Source organism: Halobellus marinus (genome assembly GCF_032113415.1).
In the GTDB taxonomy this organism is placed as follows: Archaea; Halobacteriota; Halobacteria; order Halobacteriales; family Haloferacaceae; genus Haloquadratum; species Haloquadratum marinus.
Window position 1 is genome coordinate 1,004,217 of record NZ_CP134946.1, and the last position, 18,134, is coordinate 1,022,350.

Annotated in this window: 21 protein-coding genes; 12 read left to right on the top strand and 9 right to left on the bottom strand. The window is 66.5% G+C overall.

Annotation, left to right across the window (positions count from 1 at the left end):
* Positions 1-259: 259 nt before the first annotated feature.
* On the bottom strand, positions 260-514 hold the full coding sequence (locus tag RJT37_RS05085; RefSeq protein WP_313688333.1) for an ArsR family transcriptional regulator: 255 nt from the start codon (positions 512-514) through the stop codon (positions 260-262).
* Positions 515-666: 152 nt separating this feature from the next.
* Here RJT37_RS05085 and RJT37_RS05090 point away from each other — a divergent pair, with 152 nt between their 5' ends.
* Entirely contained in the window at positions 667-1,779 is a 1,113-nt protein-coding gene (locus RJT37_RS05090) for a histidine kinase dimerization/phospho-acceptor domain-containing protein (protein WP_313688335.1), read from the top strand.
* A 36-nt stretch (positions 1,780-1,815) separates the two neighbouring features.
* Here the strand turns inward: RJT37_RS05090 and RJT37_RS05095 are convergent, their stop codons facing one another.
* The 3 genes from RJT37_RS05095 to arcS form a co-directional block, all read right to left on the bottom strand.
* A complete protein-coding gene (locus RJT37_RS05095) occupies positions 1,816-2,139 on the bottom strand; it encodes an ArsR family transcriptional regulator (protein ID WP_313688337.1) in 324 nt (107 codons plus the stop codon).
* Positions 2,140-2,228: 89 nt separating this feature from the next.
* Complete coding sequence (locus RJT37_RS05100; protein WP_313688339.1) at positions 2,229-2,510, bottom strand: DUF8103 family protein; 282 nt, start codon at positions 2,508-2,510, stop codon at positions 2,229-2,231.
* Between the two features lie 130 nt (positions 2,511-2,640).
* The gene (gene arcS / locus RJT37_RS05105) at positions 2,641-4,476 is read right to left on the bottom strand and encodes an archaeosine synthase subunit alpha (RefSeq protein ID WP_313688341.1); all 1,836 of its coding nucleotides are present in this window, start codon (positions 4,474-4,476) and stop codon (positions 2,641-2,643) included.
* Positions 4,477-4,580: 104 nt separating this feature from the next.
* On the opposite strand from arcS, the gene RJT37_RS05110 reads away from it, so the two are divergent.
* Entirely contained in the window at positions 4,581-5,087 is a 507-nt protein-coding gene (locus tag RJT37_RS05110) for a pyridoxamine 5'-phosphate oxidase family protein (protein WP_313688343.1), read from the top strand.
* A gap of 62 nt (positions 5,088-5,149) precedes the next feature.
* Here the strand turns inward: RJT37_RS05110 and tgtA are convergent, their stop codons facing one another.
* A complete protein-coding gene (gene tgtA / locus RJT37_RS05115) occupies positions 5,150-6,679 on the bottom strand; it encodes a tRNA guanosine(15) transglycosylase TgtA (RefSeq protein WP_313688345.1) in 1,530 nt (509 codons plus the stop codon).
* A 130-nt stretch (positions 6,680-6,809) separates the two neighbouring features.
* Between tgtA and RJT37_RS05120 the strand changes: the two genes are divergently transcribed.
* Both RJT37_RS05120 and RJT37_RS05125 read left to right on the top strand, forming a co-directional pair.
* Positions 6,810-7,637: a M48 family metallopeptidase gene (locus RJT37_RS05120; protein ID WP_390209128.1), complete on the top strand. Its 828-nt coding sequence runs from the start codon at positions 6,810-6,812 to the stop codon at positions 7,635-7,637.
* Positions 7,637-7,957 carry a hypothetical protein gene (locus RJT37_RS05125; RefSeq protein ID WP_313688347.1) on the top strand — a complete coding sequence of 107 codons (321 nt, stop codon included), beginning with the start codon at positions 7,637-7,639 and terminating at the stop codon, positions 7,955-7,957. Before RJT37_RS05120 ends, RJT37_RS05125 begins: the two co-directional genes overlap by 1 nt.
* A 23-nt stretch (positions 7,958-7,980) precedes the next feature.
* Here RJT37_RS05125 and RJT37_RS05130 read toward each other — a convergent pair whose 3' ends face one another.
* The 4 genes from RJT37_RS05130 to RJT37_RS05145 all read right to left on the bottom strand — a co-directional run bounded on the left by RJT37_RS05130 (position 7,981) and on the right by RJT37_RS05145 (position 11,460).
* Complete coding sequence (locus RJT37_RS05130) at positions 7,981-8,802, bottom strand: CPBP family intramembrane glutamic endopeptidase (protein WP_390209127.1); 822 nt, start codon at positions 8,800-8,802, stop codon at positions 7,981-7,983.
* A gap of 22 nt (positions 8,803-8,824) precedes the next feature.
* Positions 8,825-9,427: an NUDIX hydrolase gene (locus RJT37_RS05135; protein WP_313688349.1), complete on the bottom strand. Its 603-nt coding sequence runs from the start codon at positions 9,425-9,427 to the stop codon at positions 8,825-8,827.
* A gap of 211 nt (positions 9,428-9,638) precedes the next feature.
* The gene (locus RJT37_RS05140) at positions 9,639-10,958 is read right to left on the bottom strand and encodes a hypothetical protein (RefSeq protein WP_313688351.1); all 1,320 of its coding nucleotides are present in this window, start codon (positions 10,956-10,958) and stop codon (positions 9,639-9,641) included.
* A gap of 106 nt (positions 10,959-11,064) precedes the next feature.
* Positions 11,065-11,460, bottom strand: coding sequence for a VOC family protein (locus RJT37_RS05145; RefSeq protein ID WP_313688352.1), 396 nt, complete (start codon positions 11,458-11,460; stop codon positions 11,065-11,067).
* A 110-nt stretch (positions 11,461-11,570) separates the two neighbouring features.
* On the opposite strand from RJT37_RS05145, the gene RJT37_RS05150 reads away from it, so the two are divergent.
* From RJT37_RS05150 to RJT37_RS05185, 8 genes are all read left to right on the top strand, one after another.
* Complete coding sequence (locus RJT37_RS05150; protein ID WP_313688354.1) at positions 11,571-12,617, top strand: metal-dependent hydrolase; 1,047 nt, start codon at positions 11,571-11,573, stop codon at positions 12,615-12,617.
* A gap of 185 nt (positions 12,618-12,802) precedes the next feature.
* The gene (locus tag RJT37_RS05155; RefSeq protein WP_313688356.1) at positions 12,803-13,147 is read left to right on the top strand and encodes a DUF5658 family protein; all 345 of its coding nucleotides are present in this window, start codon (positions 12,803-12,805) and stop codon (positions 13,145-13,147) included.
* A 105-nt stretch (positions 13,148-13,252) separates the two neighbouring features.
* Positions 13,253-14,746, top strand: a complete 1,494-nt coding sequence (locus RJT37_RS05160) for a molybdopterin-dependent oxidoreductase (protein WP_313688358.1) — start codon at positions 13,253-13,255, stop codon at positions 14,744-14,746.
* 40 nt (positions 14,747-14,786) lie between these two features.
* Positions 14,787-15,059, top strand: a complete 273-nt coding sequence (locus RJT37_RS05165; protein ID WP_313688360.1) for an ArsR/SmtB family transcription factor — start codon at positions 14,787-14,789, stop codon at positions 15,057-15,059.
* A complete protein-coding gene (locus RJT37_RS05170; protein ID WP_313688361.1) occupies positions 15,060-15,362 on the top strand; it encodes a DUF8036 family membrane protein in 303 nt (100 codons plus the stop codon).
* A 117-nt stretch (positions 15,363-15,479) separates the two neighbouring features.
* Positions 15,480-16,727, top strand: coding sequence for an FtsZ/tubulin family protein (locus tag RJT37_RS05175; protein WP_313688363.1), 1,248 nt, complete (start codon positions 15,480-15,482; stop codon positions 16,725-16,727).
* 390 nt (positions 16,728-17,117) lie between these two features.
* Positions 17,118-17,591 (top strand): ribosomal protein S18-alanine N-acetyltransferase, encoded by a 474-nt coding sequence (rimI, locus tag RJT37_RS05180; RefSeq protein WP_313689869.1) that lies wholly within the window; start codon positions 17,118-17,120, stop codon positions 17,589-17,591.
* Positions 17,592-17,641: 50 nt separating this feature from the next.
* Positions 17,642-18,097, top strand: a complete 456-nt coding sequence (locus RJT37_RS05185) for a DUF5810 domain-containing protein (protein WP_313688365.1) — start codon at positions 17,642-17,644, stop codon at positions 18,095-18,097.
* Positions 18,098-18,134 lie beyond the last annotated feature (37 nt).

Below are 18,134 nucleotides of genomic sequence, written 5' to 3' on the forward strand. Positions count from 1 at the left end.
TGTCATAGTTTGTGTTACCGTGGTTCGCTCACGAGCGGCTCCCCATTCGCACCGACCGAGGATACCCCACTGCCGTAGCCGACACCGCTCGGACATACCAACGGTATATAGCGTCCGACTTAAAGTTACTCACTTAACAGAAACCTGCCGGCAGGAGTCACCCGATCAGAAAAATTTCTGAAAAATATATCCGAAATAAACATCCGCCGAGCCGATTTTCGACGGTCGAGATTCGCCGACTCCTCGGACCTCGCGATGATCACCGGCGTTCGCTCTCGCGCGCGCCGTCGCTCAGGGCGGCCTCCCCCTTCTCGGTGACCTCGTAGAGTCCGCTGTTCTCCGCCGGGCCGACTCGACGCACACAGTCGTTGCGCGCGAGCGCACCCAGGCGAGTGTTCATATACTCGCGGTTGCGGTCGAGCGCGACGGCGATGTTGACCGCGTTGTTCCGGCCCTCCTCCGCGAGGTACCGGAGGATCTCGAAGTCGGTCGGCGCTACTAGATCAAGTTCCATCTGTGGTTCCCGCCGGATCGACGGGCGCTATTGATACTGAACATATATACTGATGGTGTATAGTTGTTTTCCCGGGTTTATGCGCTCTCTACACCTGATCTGAACGATTATTTTCAGAACAGTTATGTTAGGTGCCGAAACCTCACGGGGCAATGACAGCGGGCGGGAACGAGCTGGTCGACGGGGACGCCGTTCTGCGGTCGCTCCGGGAACCGGTCGTGGTCCTCACCCCGGGCGGCTCTATCGCGTTCGCGAACCGCCGCTTTCTCGACGTCACGCAGTCCGACCGTTCGACCGTCGTCGGCGCCGAAGATGCGCTGCTCGAACAGTACGTCGTCCACGGCCACGACGACCTCCGGGCGGCGGTCGACGCCGTCGCGGCGGGCCGGGTGGACGAGGAGCGTGTCGAGTGCGAGATCCGCCATCCGGCGGACGCACCCATCGTCCGACGCCTCCCGGCCGAAATCCGCGTCTCGCCGCTCTCGGACGGCGGGCCATCCGGGGGAGTCCTACTCGTGTTCAGAGACGTCAGCGATAGGGTCCGGTACGAGCGGGCGCTGGAGCGACAGAAGGACCGTCTCGACGAGGTCCTGGGAATCATCAGCCACGACCTCCGGAATCCTCTGAACGTGGCCACCGGCAACCTCGAACTCCTGGCAGACGGTCGCGAGGGCGACCATTTCGACGCCGCACGCCGGGCGCTCGACCGGATGACTGAACTGATCGGGGACCTGCTGACCCTCGCCCGCACCGACGACCGTGCCGGCGAGACGAGTGCGGTCGAACTGGACCGCGTTACCGAAGCGTCGTGGCGGACGACCGAAACCGGCGGAGCATCGCCGCTCGTCGACACCGACAGCCGCATCCGCGCCGACGAAGAGCGGCTGCGACAGTTACTGGCGAACCTCCTGCAGAACGCCGTCGAACACGGCTCGACGAGCGCCCCGTCGCAGACTTACGGTGACGTTCAGCGACGGACCGACGGCAACATCACCGTGACGGTCGGCGAATTCACCGACGGCTTCGACGTCGAAGACGACGGCTGCGGGGTTCCGCCTGCGGAGTGCGAGCGGGTGCTCGAACCCGGATACACGATGTCCGATCACGGAACTGGGGCTCGGTCTGAACATCGTCACGAACGTCGCGGACGCCCACGGCTGGAACCTCCTCGTCACGGAAAGCGTCGACGGCGGTGCCCGGTTCGAGGTCACCGACCTCGAGTTCGCAGACGCCTAATCCCGGCGAGTAAACGAAGTTGGCGGTAGCGACATTACGCGTCGTCGACCTCACCCCCGGCGCCGTCACCCCGGCTTCCGTCCCCCCTCGGCCGCCTCCTTCCGTTCGTCCAGTTCGGCAGCCACGAACGCCTCGAAGTCGAGGTCGTCGCGTTCGTATGCGTCGCGGTTCGCGGCGACGATGCGACCCTTCTCAATGATCTCGTAGAGTCCGCTGTTGGGGGCGGGGCCGACCCGTTCCACGAGGCCGTAATCCGCCAGGACGGGAAGCCGAGTGTTGATGTACGAGCGGTTCTTGTTGATCAGATGCGAGAGGTTGACCGCAGTATTGCGACGCCCGTCCGAGAGAGCGTCGAGGATGTCGAAGTCCGTCGGGACCGCCAGTTTCATAGCCGGTGGTCAGCCTCCAGAATAAAATAATCTCCTATGTAGCATCGGTACACGCCCGCGAACGGCGATAATTCTGCGGTTCCGGACTTTCACCGTTTCGCCATCTGTCTCTCGTCGACCAGATCGCGAGCGAACCGGAGATCCTCGATGATCTGTTCGTGGTTAGCGATCGCCCGCTCGATGTACTCTTCTGTGGATTCAGCCGCTTCGTTCCTGTCCTGATCGTAGTACGTGTGTAGCAGATGTGATTCCAGCGCCTGCGACGTCGCGTTGTTTGCGGCCAGAAGCGAACGGACGATCGTCCAGTCGAGCGCGTCCGCGTCCGGCAGTTCTTCAAGAGGTTGCCCCACGCCCTCCCGTTGTTGTGGCATCACTCTCTTGTAATGCAGATAACTACTTAAATATTATAGTCGGTTAACATTTTTGTGCATCGACCGGCACTACGAATCGACAGTCGCTGATGTACGCCCTCCTCGGCGGTCTACTGCTTCTTCGGCCGGTTCACCGGTCCTCGACGTGCCGCACCTGCACCGCCTCGCCGCGAGTCGATTCGACCATCTCGGAGCCGAACATCCGCGCGCGGCCCACGGCGAACGCCCGCGGCCCTTCCACGACGACCTCGTCGCCGACGCGGATGTCCTCGGAGGCGTCGACGACGCCCGGCGCGAGCACGCTCCCGTGCGGGACGAACTCGTCGATCTCGACGCGTTTCGTCGGCGCCTCGGAGTCGGCCCAGACACGCGCGCCAGCGAGGGTGAAAGAGAGGACGCCGTACTGCGGGACCATCGTCGCGAGCTGCTGGCCGCCGTTGCCGTCGTCGTCCTCGCCGTCGCCGTCCCGGACCTGGAGTTTGGGGTAGCGGCTCGTCGTCTCCAGCGCTACGTCGGCGAAGAGGTCGTCGCCGGCGCCGGGACCGAACTGGTAGTCGGCGAGCGCCTTCACCGTGTTGTGCTGTCGCTTTCGCTTGCCGTACTTCAGTTCGCCGTCGAGCGTCGACATCAGGTTCCCGATCGACTCCGTCGTCGTCGGGTGCTCCTCGACGGTGTACTCGAAGTCGACGTCGACGGCGGCCTCGACGCGCTCGCAGATCTCGCGGTAGCCGCCCTCGGGGACGTGAGCGACGACACGCGGGTACTCGTTGCGTTCGAGATACCGGCGGAGCGCGTCCGCGACGAACGACTTCTCGGCCTCGGACCACCGGCCCGTGACGACCGTGTCGTAGTGCTGGGCGGGGTAGGTGAGTTCCAGTTCCATCGGCACGACGCCGATCGGCGAGGTCATCGAGACCTGATGGGCGCGGTACTGGATCGCGTCGTGGAACTGCGCGTGGCTCTGTGATTCGCTGTACGGCTTCGTCGCCGAACACGGCACGAGCACGAGCGGATTCGAGAAGCGGTTCCGGTAGCGTTCGGTCACGCGCTCGGCGAACCGCTGGATTTCGACGCGGCGGAGCGTGTCCTCAGACGCCGAGGCGAGTTCGGTGTCACGGATGACGGGCGTCCGTTCTTCGAGGTAGCTGTACTGGTCGTCGAACTCCCGGAACGCGGCGGTGAGCCACTGGTCGTGGCGCGCCTGTCCCTCGATGTAGTCGCGGAGGCGGCCGTCGCGGATCCGCCGCCGGATCGTCGCGAGTTCGGATTCGAGTGCGTACTCGTTGTGGTCGGCGCAGTCCTCGCGATCGAACGCCGCGGCCCGGGCGGCGCTGGAGGGGCCCCCCGACGAATCGTCGGGGTCGACGTCGAGGCGCTTGCCCTGACACGCCGGGCACGAACACGGGAGTTCGTCCAGGTCTTCGAGGAAGTACTCCCCTTCCGACGTGAGATAGAAGCCCTGCAGTCCCCGGACGCGCGCCCGCTTTGCGTCGAGGAGGTCGACGCCCGCGTAGACCAGCGTCGCGGCGTTCCGCGGCGTCGCGACCCCGGAGAGATACAGCGCGGTGTCGGCTGGCAGCGCCTCACGAGCGGCGATGATCTCGTCGCGGAACGCCGAGGCGTGACCGACGAACCCCTGGGCATCCGAGAGGATGTACGCGTCCGCACCGTGGTCTGCGGCGGTTTCGCTCGTGACGACCGCGGCACTCGGGAAGTCGACGTCGGGGTAGTCGACGGCGAAAGCCTCCTCGACGCGCTCGTCGGTCCCGGCCGGGAACGCCCGATGCGGGAGCACTGTCAGGATCTCCCGGTAGCCTTTGGGTACGTCGCGCTCGTCCGTCCAGAGGCTCCCGGCGTCGTCGATGCTCCCGTCGACGAGCGCCGGTGTCGTCAGCGGATCCGACAGGCGGAGTTCGCCGAGTCGGGCGGCCCCATCACGCCCGTGGATCTCGAAGTAATCGGTCATACACCCGTATGGTCCGTCGACCGCCAATTATCTGTCTGTTTGTGAGCGGCTCTCACCGCGGATTCGGCCCGCGCGCTTTTTGCGGTTGCCTCCGAGGATCGGGTATGCGTGTCACCGGTTCGTGGTCCCTGGCGGAGGCGAGTGAGTTCCTCCGCGCCACGCACGTCCCCGTTCGGCTCTCGTGTCACACTCCGGACGGAAACCTCTGGATGCTCTCGCTGTGGTACGCGTGGGTCGACGGCGACGACTCCGACACCGCGAGTGCGGACGGCGCCGAGTCACCGCCCGAACTCCGCTGTGCGACGAGTGCAGACACCGACGTCGTCGAATACCTGCGGCACGACCCCGCGGTCGCGTTCGAGATCTCGACGAACGACCCGCCGTACCGTGGCGTCCGCGGTCGCGGCACGGTTACGATCGAACCCGACGCCGACAAGGCGCTGCTGCGGTCGCTGTTGGATCGCTACCTCGGCGGGACCGACAACGACCTCGCCGAGATGCTCCTCGGTCCTGATCGCGATGAGGTCAAACTCCGGATCGCACCCGACCGCCTCCACTCGTGGGACTTCTCCGACCGGATGGCGGACGTGTCGACGGCCGACGGGGAGTAATCAGTATGAGTCCGGCGACTGGTTGTCCGTCCCTCGTTCACTTCGGCGGCCGCTGGCCCCCCTCACTCCGCCGACTCGTGGGCGTCGTCGGCGTCAGCGCTATCGTCGCCGTTCCCGCGACACCCCCCGCGGGCTTCGACCGCGACACCGTCCGGCACCCGCGCAAGCGCCGATTTCGACCAGCCGTCGTGCGTCAGAACGAACGACGAGTCCGGATTCGCCGCGGCGAGTGCCGCGATACCCTCGGCGGCCGCCTCGTAGGCTGCCCGGTCCGTCCGCTCGGGCGTTTCGGCGGTGAGCGGGTACGTTCCCGACAGCGCCCGGGGAAACGGGCCGAACGGCGGGACGATCCGCCAGACGGCGTCGTAGGCGTCGACCGAGGGCTTGCTCCCTTCCGTGAGCAACACGCGATCGCCGGCGTCGAGCCGCGCGAGACGCTCGTGGTGCCGGCGTACCTCCGGACGGCGCGCCGACTCCGTCGAGAGATGGAAAAAGGAGCCTTTCGAGACTGGATCTTCGCGCTCGAGCTGTTCGACGTGATCCAGGAGTGTCCGGTAGCCGTCGAGCATCGCCGGATGCGCCCGTGCCCGCGACTCGACCAACTCCAGGAGGTTCCCCGAGCGGATCGCCTGCTTGACGCGCCGGATCTCGGCGAAGGAGACGTGGAGGTTGTGGGCCGCGAGGAGTCGTTCGCGCTTCTCGCCATCGCAGTCGCGCAGGCCCGCCGGATCCCGCGCCGAACAGACCGGACACGAGCAGGGGAAGTAGTCCAGGTCTTCGAGATGCTCGGTGCCGCGAACAGTCAGGTAGCGGTCGTCGCGGGCGTAGATGGCGTAGGCGGCCGAATCGAAGAGGTCACAGCCGGCGGCGACCGCGAGCGCGAACATCATCGGGTGGCCGGCACCGAACAGATGCACCGGGGCGTCGCGACCGAGTCCCCGTTTCGCGGCGGCGACGACGTCGATCATCTCCGCGTAGCGGTAGCTGTTCATCAGCGGCACGACCGCACCGATGGGGAAGACGTCGAGGTCGGTTTCGTCCGCCTGGTGCCCGGCAGCCTCGCGGAGATCCGGATAGGTCGAGCCCTGGACGGGGGCGTTCACGAGCATCTCGCCCGTGTCGACGGTTTCGGCGTCCGCGAGCGCCGTCGCCGTCTGAGCGAGTTCCCGCTCGGCCTGTTCGCGACTCACGTCCGGCGGCGTCGGGATGTCCACCGGCGTCCCCACGTCGGAGCCGATCTCCCGCTGAAATTCGAGAATCTCTTCGGTGGTCACCTCGATGTCGCCGTACTCCGAGAGCTGGAACGATCCCGAGTCGGTGACGATCGCGCCGTCGAACTCGAGCAGATCGTGGAGGCCAACGTCGCGGGCGGCCGCGTGGAGCTCCTCGTTCCGGTGGATGATGTAGGCGTTGGTGATCAGGATCTCCGCGCCGAACTCCGATTCGAGGCGGGCGGGCGTGATCGTCCGGATGTTGGGGTTGATGACCGGCATAAGCGCCGGCGTCTCGACCGTCACCCCCGCCCGGGGGATCGACAGTTCGCCGATGCGGCCGGCGGCGTCCCCGTCGCGGAGCTCGAAGTGATCGCGCATACCGGTGGTCTCGGCGGCGGATCGGTAAGTATCGTCGGATTCGCGGTGTTCGCGGACGGCCAGCCGCCGATGCCGCTTCCGTCTTCCAACCCACCGAGTATTTCCGTCCGCACGGACAAGCCGGCGCTGTATGCGTCACCTCGGACTCAAAGCGCGAATGGCGATCGTCGGATCGATCCTGTTTGCGTTCTACGCCGTCGCGGCCGTGGTGCTGATGGCGATGTTCGGCGAGGGACTGTTGCCGGTGATCCTCGTCGGCAGCGTCGCCTTCGTCGGCGTCCAGTACAAGGTCGGCAAGTGGATGGCGCTGCGGAGCGTCGGCGCGGAGGACCTCCCGGAGGATCGCTACCCGCAGATCCACCAGCGCGTCGAATCGCTCTCGCGCTCGATGGGGATCGAAAAGCCCCGGCTGATGATCGCGCGGATGGGCGTGCCGAACGCCTTCGCCGTCGGGCGGAAGGGCGCGGGCACGGTCGTCGTCAGCGAGGAACTCCTCTCGCGACTGGAACCGCAGGAGGTTGAAGGCGTCCTCGCCCACGAACTCGCGCACATCCGCAACCGCGACGTGGTGATGATGGTGCTGGGGCAGGGCGTCGCCTCGATCGTCGCCATCGTCGCCCAGTGGGCGGTGCTTCTGACCGGCGACAACGACATCGCGGACTTCTTCGTCGCGATCATCGTCGGCCAGATCACCCAGATGCTGGTGATGCTTTTCGTGTTCGCCATCTCGCGGTACCGCGAGTACGTCGCCGACAGCGACGCTGCCGACGAGATCGGCGGCGGTGAACCGCTGGCGCGGGCGCTCGAAAAGATCAGCCGCGGCAACGAGCGGCGGGACGATTCGGCCGTCGACTCGCAGGTGAACGCGCTCTGTATCTTCGGCGAGGAGCGCGGCCTCGCCCGGCTGTTTGCGACCCACCCGCCGATCGAAAAGCGGATCGAACGCCTCCGCGGCTGATGGTCGACGTCCGGACGCTCGCGGCCGCCGTCCTCGGGATCGGGCTCGGCCTCCTCTTCGTCGCTGCGCCCAAGACCGTCATCCAGGTGCACACCGCCGGACGGCTGCCGAGTGGGAGACACGGCCGGTACGGCGAGGATGGAGTTTCCGGCGGCAGCGACGCGCGTAACGGAACGGACGGAACCGATACAACGGACAGCACGGACGGGACGGCGCCTCCCGACGACGCCGGAGTACCCTCACAGTGGCGACGGCTCGTTCAGGCGGTCGGTATCGCGCTGATTCTCGGCGGGCTGTACTTCGGGTGGACGCTGGTGTAGGCCGCTCTGGCGGGGATCGAAGGCTACAGCGCTACGATCGATAGCACGGTTTGCGGCATCGCATCGGGGCCCGAGTACTGCAGCGTGATGTACAGCAACGAAAACAGCGTCGCGTTGTACGCGCCGTGGATCAACGCCGGGACGACGAGGTTGTCTGTGAGTTCATAGACCGTCCCGAACACGAGCGTCGGCAGGACGAGCACCGAGATGCTGACCAGCCGCGCCTGGGGCGCCCCCGAGAGCGAGAAGTAGTGGATCGACGCGAAAAGCAGGCTCGCGAGTACGATCGCTGCGGGTACCGGCAGCGCTTCGCCGAGCCGGTTCTGGACGACGCCGCGGTAGAGCAGTTCCTCGCCGGGGCCGATCAGGAGGAACGACGCCGGGATCAAAAGCAGGAGGATCTCGGGGTTCTGCATCCCGGTCTCGGCGACCGTATTCGGCGCCGTGTCGGCGTTTGCCGCCGAGATGACGATTGAGGCCACAACGAGCAAGGCAAACGACGCGACGTAGCCGGCGACGACGAACGCGATTTCGCGGAGCGACGGCACAGCGATTCCCACGTATTCGAGTCCGACTCCGCGATACCGGAGGTATCCTAACGCGACGCCGCCGAACCCGACGCCTGTCGCCAGCGCCAGCGAGAGGACGATACTCAAAAGCGGGGTGATCGAGACGCCGGCGAGCGTGAGCACGATCACGGCGGCGATAACGAGGACTGCCCCGACGCCGATCCCGACGACCGCAAGCAGAACGGCGACCGCGAACGCGCGGAGGACCTTACGGACCGGATCGGACGGCGACGCCGACTCGTCGGTATCGCCGACAGGATTCAGTTCGGAGGACACACGCTGGCTACGTGCTCGGGCGTCAAAGTCCTTCGTCTCCCGCTCCCGTCCGAGCGCCCGGTCGCTGCCAGCGGTCGGCGAGTTCGTACCGTGTCACGCCGACGACGGTGCGGCCGTCGCGGACATCGCCGTCGAGAACGGCTCTCAGGAGGTCGTCGTAGTCGGTGACGGCGACGCGGATGCTCTCGTTGAAATCAAGGTCCTGCTCGGCGGTCGGTTCACACCCGCGGGCCAGCACGTAGTGGTGAACGCTGTTCAGCAGGCCGTTGCTCGGCTCGACCGTGAACAGGGGCGAAAACGAGTCGGCCTCGTAGCCGGTCTCCTCGGCGAGTTCGCGGGCGGCGACGGCAGCGAGGTCGTCGTCGTCGGGTTCGGTGCTGCCGGCCGGCAGCGCGTGGTTGACACGGCCGACAGCCTGCCGCCACTCGTCGATCAGGACGACGTCGCCGTCGGGGGTAAAGGGGAGGACCACCACCGCGGGCGGTTCCTCGACGTAGTGGAAGTCCGTCTCGGTGCCGTCGGGCAGCACGACCTCGTCGCGGCGTACGTCGAATCCCGGGCAAGTGTAGTCGATCTCGCTGTCGGTCGTCTGCCACGTCAGGTCCGCGTCCCCGTCGTCTGTCATATCTCCCCATAGCCGGCTGAGGTTTATATATGATGTCGGGGCCAGCGCCGGTGTGACGTAGGATCGACCCCGCGTCGAGCAGCGATTGTTCGGCACACCGACGCGGGATACGGAGAAGTCGCTCCAGACCTGTGCCGACTGTTTGCCCAGTATCCGCGTTTGAGCCACTCACAAAGCGGTGTTTCGACGTCCCGGGAGTTCCCAGCCGTGGCTATCTCCGCCGGAAGCGCTCGCGGACGACGAGCCCCAGCCCCACGAGCACACAGACCAGGGATACGAGCGTGACGGCGACGTGCACCTCGGTGAACCAGAAGGGTGTCTGTACGCCGGTCTGGACGATGACCAGAAGGAACGACAGCACGGGAATGTCGCGACCCTCTCCGATCGTCGTCGCCTCGCCGTCCCCGTCCTCAGCGTACGAGACGCCGCCGACTGTCTCGCCGGCCGGCAGTCGCTCTGCCTCGTAGGGCACCTCTGGCGTCCCGTAACTCCAGACGGTCGCGCCGGAGCGGTTGACTTCCACGAGCCGCTTGTTCAGCGAATCCGTGATCAGAGTGTTGCCATTGGGCAGCCGATCGGCGTCGCGCGGCCAGTTGAACGTGACACCCTCGGCGGCGTAGATCTCCCAGGCGACCTCCCACTCGCCGCCGTCGGTCCGCTGGAGTTCGACGATCCGATCGTTGTGGCTATCGGCGACCAGCACACGCCCGTCACCGAGCCACTGGGGGTTGTGCTGCTGCCGGAGCAGCGTCGGATCACCGCGGGGTGTCGGACTGCCCGCCGCCGTCCCGTCGCCCTCGTTTATCACCTCGACGACGCCCTCGCCGCGCTCGACGATCACGAGCTGGTTGGCGTTGCGAACGGAGACCAGATAGCGATCCTCCCCGATGACGTCGACGTCGTTGATGTGGAGCCAGTCGGTCCGGGTCGGGTCCTCGGGGGCGTCGTAGTACGAACTGGCGTTCCACTGCCAGGTGATCTCGCCGTCCTCGACGGTGAAGATCCGCTCGTGTTCCATATCGGTCACCAGAAACTCCCCGGAGTCGAGCAGTTCCACGTCGTGGACCTCGCTGTTCTTCTCGGTCCGGACTGGGAACGAGTACTCGTATTCGATTTCGGGGTCGGCGTCGGAGTCGGCGTTCGGATCGATGATCCGGAAGCCGGTGTGGGTGCACGGCGATTCGTACGGCCCGCAGTCCTCGTAGCCGCCCTGCATAAACCCGGCCATCACGCTGCCGTTGTCCAGCATCGTGACGTCGAAGTAGCTGTCAGTGTCGCCCGCCCGCCAAGCGGTCTCCCGGCCGTCGAGGAGGTACACAGAGCCCTTCTCGTGGAGGCCGGGGCCGCCGCCGTGGGATCCGACGAGCGTCTGCCGCGTCTCGCCGTCGTCGGCGGCACCGACGTTCGGTGCGAGCGCGGCACCGACGACGAGCGAAGCGGTAAAGAGAACGACACCGACGACGACGAGTGCGACACCCGCCCGTGCTCCGGAGAGCGGGACGCCGCCGACGGAGGGGACCTTAGGAGCCATCGACTGCGTGTTGCAAACAGGAGCGGCGAGAAAAACCGTTCGGTGTCGCGTCTATCGGGTCCGTGAGCGCCCCGCTCTGGTTCTGTTCGGGCCGCGGCCTCACCGCTTACTCGCGTTCGGCCTTCAGTTCGATCCGGTAACCGAACGGGTCGACGACGTACACGGCCGGCGCGACGCCCGTCGCACCCACAGGTGACGTCAGGTGTCGCTCGATCTCGACGCCCGCGTCCTCGAGCGTCGCTTCGATCCCGTCGATCGTGTCGTCGACGCGGACCGCGATGTGGTCGTAGCCGCCACCGGCTTCCTCGAAGGACTCATCGGGCTCTAAATGGAGCACCGCTCCCGGTGCGAGCCGAACCGAAAAGAACGGCTTCTCGCCCGACTCGTACCGCTCCATCCCCTCGATCCCGAACCCGAGCGCGTCGCGGTAGAACGCGCAGGCGGTCTCGATGCCGTCGTCGGGGATCAGAAGCTTCGCGTGGTCGATTTCGGTCGCGTTCACGGGAAGCCGTTCGGCGTCCGAACGCAAAAGTCCAGGTGTCGATCCGCGCCGCTTCCGTGAGTCGCCAACCGAAGACCTATTTTCCGCCGCGAGCAGACCCGACGTGAGCGATGTTCGTCGGTCACGAGTTTCTCGCGTTCGCGCTGGCCGGCGGAGCGGCGCGTTGGCTCGGCTGCGACGACGTGGCGGCGCTCCGTCTCGGCGCTGTTGCCGCGCTCGCGGCGCTGTTGCCGGATCTCGACATCGCCTACGCAGTCGCAACCTACGCTGTCGCCGTCGCGGGCGGGACACCCATCGGTTGGGAACCGTTCTGGGGAGTCGCCAATGCCGTCCACCGGATCGTGACTCACCCACTCCCCGTCGGCGTCGTCGCCGCGCTGGTGTTCGGTGCGGCCGCGGCGCTCGCGGCCGGGGACGGTTCGATCGCAGCCGACACCCGACCCTCGCTCCGGTCGTCCGGGCAGGCTGTCGTTCCCGTCGTTTTCGCTGCCACCGGGGTCGCGGTGCTCTTGCCAGCCTTCCGAACCACCGTCGGGACTGCGTCGGCGGTCGTTGCGGCGGCGTTTATCGCCTGCGTCGGCACTGCAGGATGGCTTGTGGGTCGTCGAACGTCGGCTTCGTCGACCGCACTGACCGTCGCCGCAGCCGTCGGCTTTCTGACGCATCCCTTCGGGGATGTCTTCCTGGCGCCGCCACCGCCGCTTCTGTCCCCGCTCGGCCCGCCGATCCTCGTCGAGCGCGTCGCGCTCGCGGCCGATCCCGTACTCGAAATCCTGGCTGTCCTCTTCGTGGAACTCGCGAGTGTCTGGTTCGGCGTCGTCGTCCTCTCGCGACTGTCGGCTTCCCGATTCGGCCGGCTTCGAGAGACCATCGACCGTCGCGCCACGCTGGGGGTCGCGTACGCCGCGGCCGTGTTCGTCTTCCCCCAGCCGACGATCGTCGATGCGCACATCCTCGGATTCACAATCGTCCCGCTTGCAGTCGCCGTCGGCCTCTGGGTCGGTCATTCGGTCCGGAGTCGACCGAGGTCCACAGGGAGCGGTGCGGCCGATTCCGATGGGTCCGCCGTCGACGCCGCCTATGCAGGGTTCGTGGCGGGTCTGACGACGCTCACCGTCGGGGCCATCGCGTATGTGGGTGTTTACCTGCTCGTGTAGCTGTGACGCCCAGATATACTCACAATCTGACATAATATTCATAACACGTAGTCTGCAAAACACATTCTGACGACACGTATTCGCCACGTGTAGCAGTTCCAGTCCGGTTCTCGGGACGTTGCGGTGCTCCAAACACGGTGGCTGAGGCGGTTGGCAGGGGATGCGACTCGACGGGAAAACGATAAATGATAGAAACAGATTCGGACACCTCGATCGACCTGCTCGACGACCTGACGCCGCTGTGGTGGCAAGGGTCGATCCTGTTTTTCCTGATCGGTGATACGGCGACGACGCTTGTCGGTCTCCGGATGCACGCCATCGTCGAGGCGGGTCCGGTCGCCGCTCGTCTCGTCAACACGTTCGGGCTGGCGCTGCTGCCCGCGGCGAAGATCGCTCTCGTCGGGGGGTTCTACGGCGCGTACCGGACCGTCCCGCATCCCCATCGCATCGGTGTCCCGCTCGGACTGTGTGCGCTTGGATTCGTCGTCACCGTCTGGAACGGCGCCGTCATATTCGCGGCTATTCTCTGAGATCCCCCCGCTCCACTGGGGGATGCGACCCCCACCGGGGAAATTTGAACGGAGTTTGGTCGGACCTTGAAAAAGGCGTTTTAGGGCTCTCCCCTCTACGTCAGTATGCGCTGGCCATCACGTCCCGACGCCGCCTTCGCGGTTCTGGCCGGAATCGCGGGCGTCGCGGGTTCGTTCGCGGTCGCCGGATACACCCGTCAGTTCGTCGTCGCGCCGATCGACGCCCTGGTCGTTCGCCTCTCACCGGGCGTGATCGTCGCCTGGATGATCCAGAACGTCGGCGAGGAGGCACATCTCCTCCACATCGGGCTCTCCGTTGTGATCGCCGCTGGTTTGCTCGCCGGGGGGTCGCTCCTCGGCCAACAGATCGCAACACGGCTGGACCGTCCCTTCCTGGGCGCCGGACTCGCTGGCGTGCTCGGCTGGGGAGTCACTGTACTGATCACGGGAGAGCCGCTGCTTGCGGTCGGCGCAGCCGTTCCCGTTGCGGTCGTCACCGGGCTCGGAACCACGGTTTCGTCGGCACCTGACCACAGTCCCACCCGGCGGCGAGTCCTCCGATCCGGGCTGGGCGTGCTCGGCTTCGTCGGCCTCTCGGTCGGCGTCGACCGATTCGGTGGCGGAACAGACGGCGGCGATACCGACGGAGCCGATGCCGGCATCGACGGTGCCACCGCGAGCGCCGAAGTCACCCAGCGGCTCCAGCAGGCCGAATCGCAGTCGCTCGATTTCGCCAGTGACGACCTGCCGGGACTTGTCAGCCCCATCAAGGATTTCTACGGCGTCGACATCAACGAGTTCGATCCAGAGGTGCCGTCCGACGACTGGTCGATGACGCTCACCGGCGAAGTCGAAAGCGACGTGACAGTCACGTTCGCCGAACTCACCGACCGCCCGACCGAACACCGCTACGTGACGCTACGGTGCGTCGGCGAGCCGCTGAACGGCAAACTGCTGGACAACGCGGTCTGGACCGGCACGCCGCTGAAGCCGCTGCTGGAGGCGGCCGACCCGAACGGCGAGTGCGGCTGTGCGATGCTCAGAGCCGAGGACGACTACTTCGTCCAGTTCCCGGTCGACGCGTTGGAAGATGCGTTCCTCGCCTGGGGGATGAACGGCCAGCCGCTCCCGAAATCTCACGGCCATCCCGTGCGCGTGCTCGTCCCCGGTCACTGGGGCGAGACGAACGTCAAGTGGCTCAGCGGGATCGAGTTGCTCGACGAGGAGATGGACGGGTACTGGGAACAGCGCGGCTGGCACGGCACCGGGCCGGTGAACACCGTCGCCAAACTCTGGGATACGACGGCACTGGAGGACGGCCGCCTCGAACTCGGCGGTCACGCCTACGCCGGGACGCGCGGGATCGATCGCGTCGAGGTGTCGACGGACGGCGGCAACACGTGGAACGACGCTGAACTCTCCGAGCCGTTGCCCGGCGACGACGTCTGGCGGCAGTGGCGCTACGTCTTCGAGCCGAGCGGTGCTCACGATGTCGTCGTCAGAGCGGTCGACGGGGAGGGCACGATGCAGGCCGAAGAGGCGTCCGACCCCTACCCGAGCGGTGCGACGGGATGGGTACGCAAAACCGTCGAACGGTGACCCCCGCACTGATACGTTTCGCCTACGAGAGGTCCCACGGATGGAGAAGGCGCTCTGGTACCTGCTCGTCGGCACGCGCGGCGGCGAGAACCGCGCACGGATCATCGCGGCCATCGACGAGCAGCCGCGCAACGCCAACCAGCTCGCAGAGCAGTTAGAGGTCGACTACAACACGGTCAGGCACCATCTCGATATGTTACAGGAACACGACATCGTCGAATCCAGCGGCGACGCGTACGGGCAGTTGTACTTTCTGACCGACCGGTTCGAGAGCCACCGCGAGGAGTTCGAGCGCGTCCTGGAGGCGATGTGAATGGCGGGACTGATGGGCCCCTGGCTTCTGGTCGCGACCGTCCTCTCGGGGGTGAACGTCGTCCTCCTGGCAGTGCTGACGGGCGTGTGGGTGCGGAACTACCGCACGTTCGGATCCGAGATGACAGCGGGACTGGCCGCCTTCGCCGCCGCGATGCTGCTCGAAAACGCGCTCGCGATCTACTTCTTCTTCAGCACCGGGATGCTGTACGTCGGCGACCCAACGGTCCAGCAGGCGGTAGCCGCGCTCCGGGCGCTTCAGACCGTCGCGCTCGCATTTCTCACATACGTGACTGTGAAGTAGGGTATGGGTCGGCCCACCTGGGTTGGTGGCCGCTCTTCCCAGGCCACGAACAGCTAAATGATTCCCCCTCCCAGTCGCTGGTGTGCCACGAAGTACCGAGCGCGGAGTAGCGGACCGATGAACCCGAGCGCACACCCGCAGTGGGGGTTCGTCGGTGTCGGAGAGGCCGGCACCAGGATCGTCTCGACGTATCTCGAACGGACGGGCGGCGTCGCCGTCGACGACCGGTTTCTCTTCGCCACGACGAATCAGGCGGGTCTCCGGCGGGTGCTGGATCGCGTCGCGTCGGAACTTCCGGCCGACGCAGCGCGGATTGCTGCGGACCACCTCGTCACGTTCGGCCAGCGGTCGGACGTCGGTACCGATTTCGCCGCCGGAAAGCGGGCGGCCGATTCCGACTTCGAGACGCTTCGGGAGGGGATCACGATCGCGCTCGACGGCGCCGACTCTGTCGTGTATCCGCTCGGACTCGGCGGCGGGACCGGCAACGGGACCGTTCCGTATCTTATCGACCGGTTATCTCGGGTGTCGGTGACGGACTCTCCCCCCGCCTGGATCGCTGGGCTGACCCACTTCGCTCTCGGTGTCTGGCCGTTCGAACACGAATCTTCAGCGCGGCATTTCAACGCGATCTGCGGGCTCTCCCGACTCCTGGCTCGTGACGATGGCGCGCCGAACGCCGATATGACGCTTCTGGCATCTAACTCGCGGCTGCAAGAACTCGCTGCGGCGGGCGAGGAGGGCGACGCCGGCCACTCCGCGAACGACGGGAAAGCGGACGATTCTGACCACTCCGCGGACGAGCTGGCGCGGATCAACGACCTGCTCGTCGCGGCGCTGGAACTGTTCGTCGGCGCGGGACAGGGGGGCGGTCACGTCGTCACCGGCAGCGAGTTCGCGGACGTGCCACAGCAGCGCGGCATCGCTCACGCCACTGTCGGCACCGCCCTCGGGAAACCGGTGGGCTTGGACGTGTCGCACGTCATCGACCGCGCCGTCGAGAACGCGTTCGTGCCGCTGGATCCGACTACGGCCGGCGCCGCCTTTGCGGTCGTTCGGGCCCCGAGGGCGCGGGTCGAAGCCGGCGACGTGACCAGCGGGCGTGTGCAGGAGGCCTTCGCCACGTGGGAAGCCGAGCGTGGCCTCCGGAACACCGCCGGCACGACGAAACTGCTGGCAGACCCCGACGCGACGGGGCTCGACGCCCTCGTCGTCCTCGGCGGCTTCGATCTCGACCCGCTACTTGCGAGTTCCTGGGAGCGCTACGAGCGGGTGAAAGCGGAACTGCGGGACAGCGAGCTTCGGGAAGCGCTCGACTGCGCCGAACGGGCGGAAACGACGCTCGATCGGTACCGATCGGGCTGACGAGCGCCCGGGTGGACCGTGGCGCTGCTCCGGGACGAGCGCCCGGATGGACCGTGGCGCTGCTCCGGGTCCAACCGTTCCGGCAGCGCGTCGGTCCCGGTCTGCGAGAAGTGATCATCTGCACCGCGGCCGTAGTGCCCAATCACCCCGGACTTCGGACAGTCGGGATGCCCCCTCTGCCCGGAATCAGATCCGCACGCCGGATGAACTGGCGGACGGTGTCGCCGTTTTCGTCGCGCACCTCCACCGTGATCTGGGGCGCCACGAGCCAGCGGATTTTTGCCGCTCTCCGCCGAATCCCACATTGTGAACGATCCGGACGGCGACAAGGGAGCGCGGACACTCGGGGACGACGCCGACGCGGCGACGGCGACCCCCGTTCCAGCGGATATCACGGTTCGTCCGGCCGACCGCGCTGACCTCCTCGACATCCTCCGCATCGAGCGGGCTTCCTTCTCGGATCCGTGGCCGTACGCCGCCTTCGAGTCGCTCCTGGACGCCCCGGCGTTTTTCGTTGCGGTCGCAGACGACGGAGCGGTTCTCGGCTACGTCGTCGGGGACGTGATGCCGAACCACGGCCACGACATCGGCCACATCAAGGATCTCGCCGTCCGCCCGGACGCGCGCGGTTCGGGTCTCGGTCGGCGGCTACTCAGGACGGCGTTGTCCCGCCTCGTGGTCGTGGGCGCGGCGGTCGTGAAACTCGAAGTCCGCGAGGGCAACGAGGCCGCACGCTCCCTCTATCGCGACGAGGGGTTCGAGCCCACCCGCCGTATTCCCCGGTACTACACCGACGGCGAGGACGCGCTGCTACTCGTCGTCGACCTCGGAACGTGGCAGGCTGACGCGTCGACAACGGAGTAGTCCTGGAAGACAACACCACGCCCTTGTACGCCGCCGACGTACGCGCGGGTATGGGCTACGCCTGTCCCGTCTGTGAGACTCCGCAGCAGGACGCAAACCACCTCGCGAATCACCTCGCGTTCACCGCGATGGTCCACAACGACGACCACGAGGCGTGGCTCGACGAGCACGTTCCGGGGTGGTCCGAGTTCGGCGAGAGCGAACTCGCCCCGGAGGTGGCACGCCTCGCCCCGGAGGCGGATTACGAACAGGTGTTCGAGGATACTGCTGGGGGACACGGACACGACCACGATCACGGGCCGGCGGGCGGGATCGATCCCGCGGCAGCCGATGCCGCGGGTGCGGGCTCGCTCGACGACGAGACGCGCGAGGTGCTCGCGGAGGCGCGGGAGCTGACCGCCGAAATGCTCAACGACGGGGATGCGGACGGTTCCGATGACGACGAGGGCGATACTGGTGGTTCCGACACCGGAAGCGACGAGGGCGACGACGCCGACCCTATGTGATACTGATTACTCTCACTGTGTACCGCCGAGCGCCATC

Coding starts and splice junctions, on each gene's coding strand:
- RJT37_RS05085 (WP_313688333.1), bottom strand. CDS start 514: ATGGAACTTGATCTAGTAGCGCCGACCGACTTCGAGATCCTCCGGTAC.
- RJT37_RS05090 (WP_313688335.1), top strand. CDS start 667: ATGACAGCGGGCGGGAACGAGCTGGTCGACGGGGACGCCGTTCTGCGG.
- RJT37_RS05095 (WP_313688337.1), bottom strand. CDS start 2,139: ATGAAACTGGCGGTCCCGACGGACTTCGACATCCTCGACGCTCTCTCG.
- RJT37_RS05100 (WP_313688339.1), bottom strand. CDS start 2,510: ATGCCACAACAACGGGAGGGCGTGGGGCAACCTCTTGAAGAACTGCCG.
- arcS (WP_313688341.1), bottom strand. CDS start 4,476: ATGACCGATTACTTCGAGATCCACGGGCGTGATGGGGCCGCCCGACTC.
- RJT37_RS05110 (WP_313688343.1), top strand. CDS start 4,581: ATGCGTGTCACCGGTTCGTGGTCCCTGGCGGAGGCGAGTGAGTTCCTC.
- tgtA (WP_313688345.1), bottom strand. CDS start 6,679: ATGCGCGATCACTTCGAGCTCCGCGACGGGGACGCCGCCGGCCGCATC.
- RJT37_RS05120 (WP_390209128.1), top strand. CDS start 6,810: ATGCGTCACCTCGGACTCAAAGCGCGAATGGCGATCGTCGGATCGATC.
- RJT37_RS05125 (WP_313688347.1), top strand. CDS start 7,637: ATGGTCGACGTCCGGACGCTCGCGGCCGCCGTCCTCGGGATCGGGCTC.
- RJT37_RS05135 (WP_313688349.1), bottom strand. CDS start 9,427: ATGACAGACGACGGGGACGCGGACCTGACGTGGCAGACGACCGACAGC.
- RJT37_RS05140 (WP_313688351.1), bottom strand. CDS start 10,958: ATGGCTCCTAAGGTCCCCTCCGTCGGCGGCGTCCCGCTCTCCGGAGCA.
- RJT37_RS05150 (WP_313688354.1), top strand. CDS start 11,571: ATGTTCGTCGGTCACGAGTTTCTCGCGTTCGCGCTGGCCGGCGGAGCG.
- RJT37_RS05155 (WP_313688356.1), top strand. CDS start 12,803: ATGATAGAAACAGATTCGGACACCTCGATCGACCTGCTCGACGACCTG.
- RJT37_RS05160 (WP_313688358.1), top strand. CDS start 13,253: ATGCGCTGGCCATCACGTCCCGACGCCGCCTTCGCGGTTCTGGCCGGA.
- RJT37_RS05165 (WP_313688360.1), top strand. CDS start 14,787: ATGGAGAAGGCGCTCTGGTACCTGCTCGTCGGCACGCGCGGCGGCGAG.
- RJT37_RS05170 (WP_313688361.1), top strand. CDS start 15,060: ATGGCGGGACTGATGGGCCCCTGGCTTCTGGTCGCGACCGTCCTCTCG.
- RJT37_RS05175 (WP_313688363.1), top strand. CDS start 15,480: ATGAACCCGAGCGCACACCCGCAGTGGGGGTTCGTCGGTGTCGGAGAG.
- RJT37_RS05185 (WP_313688365.1), top strand. CDS start 17,642: ATGGGCTACGCCTGTCCCGTCTGTGAGACTCCGCAGCAGGACGCAAAC.